The organism is Clostridium sp. UBA5988 (genome assembly GCF_002435615.1).
GTDB classification, from domain to species: domain Bacteria; phylum Bacillota; class Clostridia; order Clostridiales; family Clostridiaceae; genus Clostridium_J; species Clostridium_J sulfidigenes.
On record NZ_DJBA01000019.1, the window covers coordinates 68,246 to 81,959 of the forward strand.

The window sequence follows — 13,714 nt, forward strand, 5'->3', positions numbered from 1 at the left end:
CTATTATGAAAATATAAAATAATATATTGTGCTAGGGGTGCTTCGGCTGAGAAATGATTTTTCATTACCCTTTACCTGACCTAGATAATGCTAGCGTAGGGAAGCGATTAATAAGCTTAAGTTAATGCTTAGTTATTTAGCCGTGTTCTTACGAACATGGCTTTTTTTCAGAGTATAACTTCGGCTTCAACATTAGTCCTTAGCACTACTTAATTTAAGGAGGATTCTTTATGAATATCTTAGAAAATATGAAAAATATTCTAGCTAGTTGGACAACTATTGCCACCTTATTTGGTGCCCTAATTCTATTATGTGTGTTTATAAAAGTTAAACATATTAAGTTTACTTCTAGGTTAACAACTCATATAGCTTTAGCAGTTGCCATGTCGGTAATTCTTCAATTTTTCACATTTTTCAAATTCCCTTTAGGTGGAAGTGCAACCCTTGCTAGTATGCTACCTATAATTTTAATATCTTTAATTTATGGACCTACTATAGGAATGTTCACTGGCTTTGTGTATGGAATATTAAACTTTGTTATAGGACCTGCATATATTCTGCATCCTATTCAAGTTCTTTTTGACTATACTCTACCTTTTATGGCAATTGGACTTTCAGGATTTTTTAAGAAAAATAAGTATTTAGCTATAATAGTGGCTTTCTTTGCAAGATTTGTATTCCACTACATAGCGGGAATAATTTTCTGGGGAAGTTATGCTGCTAAATATAACTTAACTCCAGCAGTATATTCACTAGTATATAATGGTACTTATATTCTTATAGATTGTATAATTTGCATAGCTGTATGCTCAGTTATAAATTTAAATAGTCTTACAAAAAGATTAGCTCCTTATACTAATAATTCTATATAAAATAATTTAAAAAGGATATAGCATGACGATTATTCAATCATCATGCTATATCCTTTTAATTACTATATTTATTTTACTTTTAGAAATCTTCCGGTTTTTCATCACTTATGTTAAACTTCCATTCTCCGTGATCATAAACGTTACTTATATAATAGCTAGTGGAGGAAGCATTTTCAGTCTTTTCAAAGGTAACAATACCTTTATATTTCTTAGATGTATATCCTTCTGTTTTTATATTCATAACTACATTAAAATCATCTCTAGTAACAGAGGTATCCATGAATGTTACTGATTTAAGTTTATTTACTTTCTTCTTAAATTCCTCAATCTCTGTGGATATTTGAAAACGTGCAGCCATATTATCATTAGATATATTAACTCCAACATTACCTGCATCTTTATTAAAGGATACGTACTTATCTATACAACTTAAAATAGAAGTATAATATACATACTCAAAGTCGATAGGTTTTCTTATATTTGCAAAGTTTTTTATAATATCATTATCAAGCCTCTTGGAAACAATATACTTATTATCATCATTATACAGATTTGCCCCATCCTTTTTGTCAAGTCCAGCTACATAATTAAAGGTCTTAAATTCTGTTGGGCTCTCATATATCTCTAGAGTATAGTCTGGATCTAAGGTTGACTTTTCTTCAACAACACTTGCGCTAGAAAGTATACTATATATATCATTTATTACATCTTTGTCAGTAACAGTAAACTTATAACTTTTATCTCTAGTACTCTGAATTGTAACCTTCATAATGTTCCTTTCTTGCATATAGTTAAAATCACTATTTCCCCTTATACCACAAGCGGAAATTAGTAATGATGATATTATTAATAATATAACTATGAAATTACTTTTTACTCTTCTCACCTTTGCCCTCCACTTGAAAAATTCTTAGAATTTTTCATTCTTTATCATATGTTTTATTATAATAGTTGTTATACATTAAATCAAATAACTCTTTTACTTTTCAAAGGAAAAAGTTTTAACTATATTTTCAAATACCACTTGTGTATTCTCTCTAGCTTTTTTATCACTAATTATAAATGTTATTCTAGCCACATAATCATCGTATGGAACATAATATTCATAGGTTCTTTTTACATTTTCTTTACTACTTTTTAAATCATATTTAATATAATCTAATTCTATATTATCTATCTTCACTTTTTCTTTTTTATAGTCTTTTATTCCCATGCCCTCTACATCTTCTATGCATTTATCTATTGTTGCTTCAACACCTTCACTGCTACTTATAAGCTCTATAGAACCATAAGTATTAGCATCATCTGAAACAAATTCATTTAAGTATACAATTTTATCATCTTTATTCTCTTTTATTGTAGTTAACCAGCTACTAGGTAACTTATATTTTATTTTACCATCTAGAATATCATATTGCTTAAATTCAACCATACTATTCTGAGTTAATGTAGCTGTTCTTAAACTTTCTTCAAAGTATTTTCCAACTCCTAATATAACTATCATAAGCCCTGCTAGTATTATTGCTAATCCTAATTTTCTCATATTATCATCTACTAATTTCATATGTTACCCTCCCTTTATTAATATACTATGTACCTCTTTCAAAAAATAGAATAAACTCCGAATAAAATTCGGAGTTTTAAATTCACATATTATCTTACCTCTTAACTGGTACAACCACAGTATTGCCTTTTATATCATAATACATTAACCAATGACCTGTTTTATCATTATCTTCATCTGGCATGAAAGTTACAAAACCAGTCTTTCCTTCATATGGTTGGTCTGACAAATCTCTTGTTCCTGGTATTGCATATATAATATATTTTAAATTACCTTCGTCATCACATTTATATCCAACCATGAAATTTCCATGTCGTGATATATAAGGATAATAGCAAATCATAGGATAGAACACCACAGAATATTTATTGTAATCATAAACACAATACATATCCTCTAATTTTTTCACATGAGCTTTATACCAAAAACAGTTCTTAATATTCTCATTACTACCAATCTTTTCTAAACCATAAATTACTTCTTTAAAAAATTTACCCATAGTTCCCATTGGATAATCCTTATCATTCCATTCATTTTTTTTATGTTTCTCAGGTTTGCAATCTTCATATTTTTTATTTATATCGCCATGATCATATGGATTTTTTACCTTACAATCCTCATATTTATTTTTCTTTTTAGAGTGTTTTTTTCTATAATCTTTTAACCTTTCTATTTCTTTTTCATATTCTTCAAATATTCTGTTCTCATCATCAATATAGTCTTCATCATTACTTTCTAATTGTTCATTTATTAGATCATTCTTTACCAAAGGTTCAATTTCTTCAACATCAATAATATCTACTTCATCACTTATATAATTTTCATCGCTTCTTGTATTAGACATTGGAGTAGGGGTGATTCCAGGTATATTGATATTAGGTATAGGAGTAGGAGAGATTCCAGGTATATTAGTATTAGGGGTAGGAATAGAAGTACTTCCAGGTATATTAGGAATAATTCCACCATATGGAGGATTAGTGATGTTTGTATCATCAGTTCCTACATTTTGCGGCATTCCTGTTTGTTTCTGTGTATTATCAGTTCCTGTATTTTGTGGTGCTCCTGTTTGTTGCTGTATATTATTGGTGTTGTTTTGTATAATTCCAGCATTACTTTCTTGCTGCCCTAAATTTGTATTTTGAATTTGAGGCACTACTTTATTCATATTTCCATTATCTGATTTTGGAGTTTCTTTTACTGGTGTAGTTGTACTATTATTTTCTTTTACAGTATTACTATCACTCTTAGCTAGAGGATAGTTCTGCCAGTTTTTAAGCTCTTCCCCTCCAATAAACCCTACCATTACAGGCATAACTTTATCTGCACTTATCTTACCAATAGCTGCTCCTTGCACCTTGTCCATACCTATGTTTGTATTTACTAAATTATTAGCATCAAACTCATTGCTAACATCAGCTTTTCCGCCATCATCTATATTGATTCGACCAAGATTTATTAGTTCATTACCATTGTTTCCTTGAACTATTAAAATCATAAAGTATGGGCCCTTTTGCTTTTTAAGATTTTGAGCATAAAATGAGGCTTTTGCTTTATCATTTCTTACCTCTAACTTAGCGTAGCCTGAAGGTGTTTTATTGGAATCTAGTCCATATCCTTTTTGATCTTCTTGTAATATTATAAAAAATCTATTATAGCTTTTTCTAGACGGCATACTCTTTACCTCCATTTTTATTTATACATTATAATATATGACTATTATGTATAAATAATGAAGGATATTCTTTATTTATTTTTATAAGACCTATTTTTATAAGAAAAAAGATTCGTCTATTTAAGACGAATCTCGTATATCTTATTTGCTAAAGTAGCAAACTCTTCTATTGTTAAAGTTTCACCTCTTCTAGTTGGATTAATACCTGCATCTTCAAAAGCCTTTTCTTGCAGCTCCTTAGATAATCCTATAGCCTTCATACTATTCCATAGAGTTTTTCTTCTCATATTAAAAGACTGCCTTATTATATTAAAGAAAAGTTTTTCATCCTTCACTTCAACTCTAGGTTTATCTAATTTATCTAGTCTAATAACTATAGAATCTACTTTAGGAGATGGGATAAAGCAACTTGGAGGTACATTCCTTATAATTTTTGTATCACAATAATACTTTGCAAGTAGAGTAAATGCTCCATATTCTTTAGTACTTGGTTCTCCATTAATTCGCTCTGCAACTTCCTTTTGAATCATAATAGTTATAGATTTTATATCTAATTTATCATTTAAAAGATTTGCTATTATAGGTGTAGTTACATAATATGGTAAATTAGCTACTACCTTTACACTTTTTTCTTCACCTATTAGTTCTCTATAATTTACCTTTAAAGCATCTTTATTTATTAAACTAAAATTCTCATAACTAGATAACTCTGATTCCAAAATAGGTATTAATCTAGAATCTAACTCTATACTAGTAACTCTTTTAGCCCTTTTAAGTAACTCCTTAGTTAAAGTTCCAACACCTGGACCTATCTCTATTACGTAGTCATTCTCAGTTATATTTGCACCCTCTACAATATCCTCAAGCACTGTATAATCAGTTAAAAAATTTTGTCCTAAACTTTTAGTAAACTTAAAATTATATTTTTCAACTAGTTCTTTTGTATTTAATTTATCCATACTAAATCTCCTTATCTACCTTCTTCATAGCTTCTACAAACTCATCCTTAGATATACCATAATTATTTAATCTAGTTAATAGCTGATTTGTATTACTATACCCTATTCCTAATTCTCTTCCAATAGCGTCTCTTCTTTTTTTAGCATCTTTATCTGCTGTTAATCTAAAATAGTGCATATCTTGTATAGTAAACTCATGTCTAGGCTCTTTTAATTCACACTTTGCTCCATTTAAAGCCTTGATAATAGTTTCTGGTGAAGCATTTTCAACTCCTATATTATCACCTTTTCTTCCTTCGCTTTGAGTTATATAAGCGTGCTTAATATTAGGAACTCTTTTAGCTATAATTCTTCTTATTTTTTCTCCAGCAAAATCAGGGTCTGTTAAAACTATTACCCCTTGTCTCTTATTAGCCTCTTTTATTTTTTCAATAACTTTACTATTTATACCAAATCCACTAACTGATATTACTTCAGCATCAACAGCTCTTTTTACAGCTGTCACATCATCTCGTCCCTCTACTACTATTACTTCCTTAATCATAAAAGCCTCCGTCCTGCATTATGCTATATAAAATATTATGTAACTTTTATATAAAAATTAGCTATTTCTTTGTATTTTAAAATTTCTCAATGTAATTATATCATAGCATATTTAATTTAGGCATCTGAAATAAAAAAATAGGAGCCTATGCTCCTATTTTAAAATATAAACGTTAACCTGTCTTCTTCCCCAGTTAACAGCTTCATCATAGCTATTAACATACACATCAACCTTATTACCTACTATGGCTCCCCCTGTATCTTCTGCAATGGCAAGTCCATATCCTTCGATATAAAGTTTTGTTCCTAATGGAATTACTCTTGGATCTACAGCTACAGTGCTGTATCCATTTGGATTACGTCTAACAGTTGTACCTGTTGCTGTTATAGTACCTGAATCTCCCCTATCGGAAGTATAGGCAGTTGATACACAAGATATCATACTTGAATATGCAAAGTCTTTTACATTGCCACCACGTGATGGTCTTACAACAGCTAAGGTTCCTATATCTATTATCTTGTTTATAGGATTTTTACTAACAACCTCTTTTACAACTCTTCTATTAACCTCTTTACCATTTTCATACACAACCTCTGTTGTGATAGTTCTCTTACCCTTAGAACCTTTTTGAACTACTTTTTCTACTCCTTGGTTAAGTTCAGAGTTTTTTCTTGTTTCAGTTTCAAAAGCTATTGGTTGAACTTCTTTTAAAAGTTTCTTCTTTACTCTTGTAACTTCAACAGTCATACCTTCTTGTAGATTTTCATCCATAGACGGAACTATCTTGTCCTCTTGACTTATTTTAATATTCTCAGCTTCTAACATATCTTCTACTGTTTTCTCTGCTGATGCTATTGATAAGTTTTTTCCATCTACCACTACTTCTACATCTACTGCCTTATTAATATAAATTATGTCACCATCATTAACTTCGCTGTCTAGTTCCACAGAAATTTTATCCTTCTGAGCAACTGTTATGCCGTTGTTCTCTAGTATAGTATTTAAGTTTTTTGATAATGTAGTTATTTCTACTTTTTGACCATCAACTACTACTTCAACGGTATTCCTTAACCCCCAAATAGTAACTGCGGCACTTAATAGAATTAATACAACAACGAACACCGTCTTTGGCCAAATTGAAAAATTGCTTTTCAATTTATCTTTGAATTTAATCATCATAAAGATTACCTCCCTCAGACAAGAGTACTTTGCTATTATATATTAGATACCGTAGTTATGTCAAATTTAGCACTCTAATCATTGAATTGACTGAACTTAATGCATACTATGCATAATAAAATAATAATTAAAATAATAGCTTTTTTGTGTTTTAGTTTCAGTCTTTCCGGGGTGATAAGTACAGGTTTATACTATACATATGCAAAAATAAGTTCATTTATTCTTTATATACATTTGACTTAAAAACTAATGAAATTTATATCTATAATTTAATATATCTAAAACTACACTTTCAAATTTATATTTCAAATTATACCTCACTAATTTAAATTAAACAAGCTTTTTGTGTTAAATATTGTAATTTCTTCAATTTGCTCTCTGCTTGTGCCTTTAATGTTAGCTATTTCTTCTATGATAAATTTTATATAGTTTGATTGATTTCTCTTTCCTCTATTTGGTGTTGGTGCCATATATGGACAATCAGTTTCTACCAGCAATCTATCTAGGGGCAATTCCTTTACCACTTCTTTTATAACCTTAGAATTTTTAAAAGTAACTACTCCAGTAACTCCTATATAATATCCTAATTTTAAACATTCTTTACAGAATTCTACACTCCCTGAAAAGCAGTGAACTACACCTATTACATCAGGAAATTCCTTTAATATTTCTAGGGTATCTCCATGGGCATCTCTATCATGAATTATAACAGGCAAATTAAATTCTTTAGCTATAGCCATTTGCTCTCTAAAAACTTTCTTTTGTACTTCTCTTGAAGGGTTTTCTTCCCAATAGTAGTCTAATCCTATTTCTCCTATTGCAACTATCTTCTTGTCCTTAGCCAGGCTACGTATTCTCTCTTTAACTTCATCCCTAAACTCATCAGCATTCTCTGGGTGAATTCCTGCAGCGGCATAAATGAAATCATAGTCTTCAGCTAACTTTACAGACATTTCAAGACCCTTCAAGCTAGAACCACAATTTATTACGCCTATAACCTCTTTATCTTTTATCTCTTTTAAAATAACATCTCTGTCATCATCAAATTGTTCATCATCATAATGAGCATGTGAATCAAATATCATATTATCCCCACTTTCATAAGTTAAATTTTTATCAATTCTATATTTATCATTTAATTTATCATATATGGTAAAATAATCTTTGTCTATAGCTAAAATTCACTAATAAACATAAAAGCTAGTAAGGTATTTAGATTTTATCCAATATGTGTAAATTTATTCATGATAGCAAAGGAGTAAGTTTCATACTATGTTATAATTATATAGTAATATTTAAGTGGTTAAAAATTTATCTTTTAATATTTAAGGGGGTAATCTTATGATTTTTGATAGCCATGTGCATACTTGTTTTTCTACTGATTCTAACATGAAGCTTGCTGATGCTATTAATACAGCTGGTAAACACAACATAGGTTTAGTTATTACAGACCATATGGATTTAAATTATCCTAAGGAAGCTGGATTTCGTTTTAATGTAGATAATTACTTTAAGGAGTACGGAGAATACAGAAGTGATAATCTATTATTAGGTATAGAAGTTGGAATGTCTCTAGATTATAAAGAAGATAATGAAAAGCTTATAAATTCCTATGACTTTGATCAGGTTATAGGTTCTCAGCATACAATAAGCAATATTGATATTGGATACTCGGATATTTATGAAGGCTTATCCTATAGAGAAGTTCTAATTAAGTACTTTCAAGAAATTTGTGACTGTATAAAAACTCATCCTTACATAGATACTTTAGGTCATATAGATTATATATCCAGATACGCACCTGTAAGTGATAGTGAGATTTACTATGATAAATATAATGATTTAATAGATAGTGTTATAAAAACTTGTATTGATACTAATACTGTTATGGAAATAAATACTCGTAGAATAAAAAGCAATGTAACCTTTGATAATCTAAAAAAAATCTATAGTAGATATAAAGAATTAGGAGGGAAATATGTAACTATTGGTTCTGATTCCCACAACCCTTCTGCTATTAATAACAATTTTAAAGAAGCTCTTTTATTATGCCATCTATGTAACGTTAAGCCAATATATTTTAAAAACAGAAAGCCTGAACTCTTCTAAGAGTTCAGACTTTTTATTTTTTATTAACGTACTATTGAGCCTGATTCAATGTCACCTGGATCTACTACACATAATTTTGAATCATCATCTGTAGCTGCAGAAAGAATCATACCTTGAGATATTTCACCTCTTAAAGTTACAGGTTTAAGGTTAGCAACTAAGACTACGTTCTTTCCAATTAAATCTTCTGGCTTGCAGTGCATTGCAATACCTGATATAACTTGACGAATCTCTCCACCCATATCTACCTTAAATTTCAAAAGTTTTTTAGCTTTCTTAACTGGCTCACATTCTAAAACTTTAACTACTCTAAGGTCAATTTTTTCAAAATCATCTATAGTTATTTCTTCTTTTATTGGAGTTATTTCTCTTTTTTGTGCAGCTTTTTTAGCTGCTTCAGCGATTTCTTCAAGTTCTTTTATTTTAGCTTCCACATCTATTCTTGGGAATATTACAGCTCCCTTATTAACATTAGTTCCTGCAACAGTACCATCAAAAGAAGTCAAACTTTCCCATGTAAAATTAGAAATATTTAATTGCTCATTTATTTTGGCACTTGTTGTTGGTAAAAATGCTGAAGTTAAAGAAGATATTATTCTTAAACTTTCACATAAGTTATAAAGAACTGTAGCAAGTCTTCCTTTTAAGTTTTCATCCTTACCTAATATCCAAGGCGTTGTCTCATCGATGTATTTATTGGTTCTTCTAATTAATGTCCATATATGATCTAGTGCATCAGAAACTCTTAAATGCTCTATTTCAGCTTCAACCTTCTTAGGTACTTCTAATGCAACGGAAATTAACTCTTCATCGATAGCCTCCTTAACATCTGGAGCTGGAATTACTCCTCCAAAGTATTTCTCTACCATAGTTACAGTTCTTGAAACTAAATTTCCAAGGTCATTAGCTAAATCTGAATTAGTTTTCTTTATGAATATTTCATTATTGAAAAGTCCGTCAGAACCAAAAGGTATTTCATGTAGTAAGTAATATCTTACAGCATCTACTCCAAAGTGATCTACAAGTATCACTGGATCTACTACATTTCCTTTAGATTTAGACATTTTACCACCATCAACTAAAAGCCATCCATGACCAAATATTTGTTTTGGTAACTCTAATCCTAATGCCATTAACATAATTGGCCAATATATAGTATGGAATCTTAATATATCTTTTCCTATTAAGTGTACATCTGCTGGCCAGAACTTCTTATAAAGCTCCGTGTTTTCTTGGTTATACCCTAATGCAGTTATATAGTTTGAAAGAGCATCTATCCAAACATAAATTACATGACCATTGTCAAACTCAACTGGTATTCCCCAATCAAAAGATGTTCTTGATACACATAAATCTTGTAATCCTGGCTTTAAGAAGTTATTTACCATTTCATTTTTTCTTGATTCTGGTTGTATAAAGTCTGGATGAGATTCTATATACTCTAAAAGTCTATCTGCATATTTAGACATTTTGAAGAAATATGCTTCTTCTTTTGCCTTTTCTACTGGTCTACCACAATCTGGGCATTTTCCATCTACTGCTTGAGTCTCTGTCCAGAAAGCTTCACAAGGTGTACAATACCAACCTTCATAAGAGCCTTTATATATATCTCCTTGTTCATATAGCTGATTGAATATTTTTTGTACAGAGCTTTTATGATAATCATCAGTAGTTCTAATAAATTTATCATAACTAATGTCCATAAGCTTCCAAAGATCTTTAATTCCAGATACTATTTCATCTATGTATTCTATTGGTTTAACGCCCTTGTCTTCAGCTATTCTTTGAAGCTTTTGACCATGTTCATCTGTTCCTGTTAAAAACATTACTTCATGACCTGTAAATCTTTTAAATCTCGCTATAGCATCAGCTGCCACAGTTGTATAAGTATTTCCTATATGAAGATTTGCTGATGGATAGTATATTGGTGTAGTAATATAAAATGGTTTCTTTGTCATCTTTCTTCCTCCTAAAATATTTATATTTCTTGTTGATTATAATTTAATGTACTTTAAGTACTAATTTTCTTTATACATCTTCATTATACCCACTCTTATGATGGTCAAACTCTTAGCTATAACATGTATAATTAGCTATTACTAGCTTAAATATAATAAAAAAATCTCTATGCAGAAATATTTCTACATAGAGACGTTATATACGTGTTACCACTCTAATTTATATCTACTTCACAGTAGACACCTCAATAAGTAACTCAGCCTTAGCTTTTATTACTTTGTCTTATAAGGGAGACTTCCCTATTTTCCTTGGTGACTACACTTCAGAAAATCTGCTCCAAGACCATGTTCCCAAACTTCCTTTTCGCTAGCTTTCACCTATTCTAGCTCTCTTTAGAAAATTTCATTTAGTACTCTTCTTTTCTTCGCATTAAATATTAATATTAATTAATATGATAATACTATAATTATTTTATGTCAACGGTATAATTAATAATATATTAATTAGTTATGTTTATTAATATATTATTAATTACTAGGAATATAATTATTCATAATTTACCTTTAGACGTATATTCAATTACAGCGTCAAAGGGTAGAATAGCTCTGAAACCCGCATGAACAGAACAACTAGTTAAATAGTTAACTAGTTAACTAGACTTATAGTTCTCTATATAACAATTTATATAGATATATATTTTTATAGCTGTTTATTCACTTTTGTGAATTTTTATACTTTATTTATTTTTATTTGTATTACATCTATTTTTTTTTGCAAATATGAATTATCATTATATATGTGCCATAATTTTCTTAATATTATTTTAAGATAATAAAAAGGGAATTTTTTTTAAAGGAGGCAATAATATGGAATTATTAAAAAAGAACCTTTATTTAAATAAATCTACAGTAAAGGATGTACTAAAACTATCCTTACCAGCTGTAATAGAAATGTTATTATATACAATGATATGGACTGTTGATACTATGCTTATCGGTCAATATGGAGGTGATATTGCAGTTAGTACTGTAGGAATGTCCAGTGAAGTTATTTATACCTTTACTAATATTTTAGTTGCTCAAAGCTTATCTGTTGGAATTACTTCAATTGTAGCAAGAAGATATGGTGCTAAGGAATTAGATAAGGCTAACGAATATGCGACCTTAGGATTTTCTTTAGGATTCATAGTAAGTATGGCTACTACACTATTTATATTCTTATTTAGTAAAAAATTATTAGTTTTAGCTGGTGCTGAATCAAGCATAATAGGATTAGGTACAACTTATATAAACATTGTATGTATCGGCCTACCGTTTAATATGTTATCTAGTATGTTAAATGCTGTTAATAGATCTTATGGAAATACTAAAACTCCAATGATTGTTTCTATTGTTATGCTTGTAGTTAACCTTTCATTAGATGCTATACTAATATTCGGTTTATTTGGTTTCCCTGAACTTGGAGTTAAGGGTGCTGCTATTGCTACAACTATAGCCAATATATCAGGATTTATTTATTCAGCTATATATACCTATAAAAAATCCTTAATAAAAATTGAATTTAAATACTTAATGAAATTCAGCGGTGCTAGAATAAAAAATATTACTGCTTTATCTATCCCCGCTGGAATGCAAGAAGCTGCCTATAGCTTAGCTAGACTTTTTACAAGTATGATGATTATGCATCTTGGCACCATCGCCTTTGCTGCTAACCAAATCACTTTAACCTTAGAATCTATTTCTTTTATGCCTGGATGGGGATTTGCCGTTGCTGCTACAACTCTAGTTGGAAATAAAGTTGGTGAAGGTGATTATAAAAAGGCCAGGGAATATGGTCGTACCGCTATGATTTTAGGGATAGGTGTAATGTGTATATTTACATTATTGTTTTTACTATTTCCAGTACAGCTTATTAAAATGTTTATAGATAGTAGTAATACTGAAGTTATCTCTCTTGGTGCAGCTTGTTTAATGATAGCTGCTGCAGAACAACCTGCCATGGCACTGTCAATGGTTGTCGGAGGAATTTTTAAAGGTTATGGTGACACTAAAACTCCATTTATTATAGCCTTCATAACCTCTTGGTTTATAAGACTTCCACTAGTATTTATATTCATTTATTTACTAGGCACATCAATAACTGTGTTCTGGATTATATGTCTAATTCAATGGTCTGTAGACGGACTTCTGCTTTATATATTCTATGTTAAAAAGCTAAAACCTATAAATAGTCATATAACAAAGCTAGACTAAAATATTGATAGCTATATATTAAAAACTGCCTAATAAAGTACGCTAATGTTCTTTATTAGGCAGTTTCATTTATCTCATTAACATTGTAGCTAAATTAACAGCTAAAAGTACGGCACAAAAATCAACTAATAGAGCTACCCATAAGCTGTGTCTTACCTTCTTTATACCAACAGCTCCAAAATACACAGTAATAGTATAAAATATGGTTTCTGTCCCACCCATTATTATGGATGATAAAAACCCTAAAAAAGAATCTGGTCCATAGCTTTTTACTATATCTGTGAAAACTCCAATTGCTCCACTACCTGACAATGGCTTTATAAATATTAATGGAACAATTTCTGGAGGAATACCTACCACGTTAACAGCAGGCTTTATCAAGTTTATAACATAATCCATGGCCCCTGAAGCCCTAAAGCAATTTACTGCTATAAGCATAGCTAAAAGATAAGGAAAAATCCTTACACACACATTTATTCCTTCCTTAGCTCCTTCTACAAAGCATTCGTATACCTTTACCTTAGCAATAATGCCATATAGTACTACAGCACCTATAATTATTGGAATTATTCCCTTTAATAAATAATCAAATATATTTGTCATG

At 30.0% G+C, this 13,714-nt stretch carries 12 protein-coding genes, 1 riboswitch and 1 other annotated feature; of the genes, 3 read left to right on the plus strand and 9 right to left on the minus strand.

Annotated elements, in window-relative coordinates; genetic code table 11:
* Positions 1-23: 23 nt before the first annotated feature.
* Positions 24-119: riboswitch (TPP riboswitch) on the plus strand.
* A 111-nt stretch (positions 120-230) separates the two neighbouring features.
* Positions 231-872: an energy-coupled thiamine transporter ThiT gene (gene thiT, locus B3J31_RS03905; RefSeq protein ID WP_346873641.1), complete on the plus strand. Its 642-nt coding sequence runs from the start codon at positions 231-233 to the stop codon at positions 870-872.
* 79 nt (positions 873-951) lie between these two features.
* Here thiT and B3J31_RS03910 read toward each other — a convergent pair whose 3' ends face one another.
* From B3J31_RS03910 to B3J31_RS03940, 7 genes are all read right to left on the minus strand, one after another.
* Positions 952-1,758, minus strand: coding sequence for a hypothetical protein (locus B3J31_RS03910; protein WP_346873642.1), 807 nt, complete (start codon positions 1,756-1,758; stop codon positions 952-954).
* Positions 1,759-1,851: 93 nt separating this feature from the next.
* Positions 1,852-2,436, minus strand: a complete 585-nt coding sequence (locus tag B3J31_RS03915; RefSeq protein ID WP_346873643.1) for a hypothetical protein — start codon at positions 2,434-2,436, stop codon at positions 1,852-1,854.
* 94 nt (positions 2,437-2,530) lie between these two features.
* Positions 2,531-4,108, minus strand: a complete 1,578-nt coding sequence (locus B3J31_RS03920; RefSeq protein WP_346873644.1) for a hypothetical protein — start codon at positions 4,106-4,108, stop codon at positions 2,531-2,533.
* 116 nt (positions 4,109-4,224) lie between these two features.
* Positions 4,225-5,067, minus strand: coding sequence for a 16S rRNA (adenine(1518)-N(6)/adenine(1519)-N(6))-dimethyltransferase RsmA (rsmA, locus tag B3J31_RS03925; protein ID WP_150846218.1), 843 nt, complete (start codon positions 5,065-5,067; stop codon positions 4,225-4,227).
* Between the two features lies 1 nt (position 5,068).
* Positions 5,069-5,611, minus strand: a complete 543-nt coding sequence (gene rnmV / locus B3J31_RS03930; RefSeq protein ID WP_346873645.1) for a ribonuclease M5 — start codon at positions 5,609-5,611, stop codon at positions 5,069-5,071.
* Between the two features lie 153 nt (positions 5,612-5,764).
* Positions 5,765-6,790, minus strand: a complete 1,026-nt coding sequence (locus tag B3J31_RS03935; RefSeq protein ID WP_346867032.1) for a 3D domain-containing protein — start codon at positions 6,788-6,790, stop codon at positions 5,765-5,767.
* Positions 6,791-7,110: 320 nt separating this feature from the next.
* Positions 7,111-7,875 (minus strand): TatD family hydrolase, encoded by a 765-nt coding sequence (locus tag B3J31_RS03940; RefSeq protein WP_346873646.1) that lies wholly within the window; start codon positions 7,873-7,875, stop codon positions 7,111-7,113.
* 256 nt (positions 7,876-8,131) lie between these two features.
* On the opposite strand from B3J31_RS03940, the gene B3J31_RS03945 reads away from it, so the two are divergent.
* Positions 8,132-8,899: a histidinol phosphate phosphatase gene (locus tag B3J31_RS03945; RefSeq protein ID WP_346873647.1), complete on the plus strand. Its 768-nt coding sequence runs from the start codon at positions 8,132-8,134 to the stop codon at positions 8,897-8,899.
* Positions 8,900-8,922: 23 nt separating this feature from the next.
* On the opposite strand, the gene metG is transcribed toward B3J31_RS03945, so the two are convergent.
* On the minus strand, positions 8,923-10,857 hold the full coding sequence (gene metG, locus B3J31_RS03950; RefSeq protein WP_346873648.1) for a methionine--tRNA ligase: 1,935 nt from the start codon (positions 10,855-10,857) through the stop codon (positions 8,923-8,925).
* A gap of 186 nt (positions 10,858-11,043) precedes the next feature.
* Positions 11,044-11,292: a binding site (T-box leader), on the minus strand.
* Between the two features lie 432 nt (positions 11,293-11,724).
* On the opposite strand from metG, the gene B3J31_RS03955 reads away from it, so the two are divergent.
* Positions 11,725-13,110, plus strand: a complete 1,386-nt coding sequence (locus B3J31_RS03955; protein ID WP_346873649.1) for an MATE family efflux transporter — start codon at positions 11,725-11,727, stop codon at positions 13,108-13,110.
* A 69-nt stretch (positions 13,111-13,179) separates the two neighbouring features.
* On the opposite strand, the gene B3J31_RS03960 is transcribed toward B3J31_RS03955, so the two are convergent.
* Entirely contained in the window at positions 13,180-13,713 is a 534-nt protein-coding gene (locus B3J31_RS03960; protein ID WP_346873650.1) for a spore maturation protein, read from the minus strand.
* Between the last annotated feature and the right edge of the window lies 1 nt (position 13,714).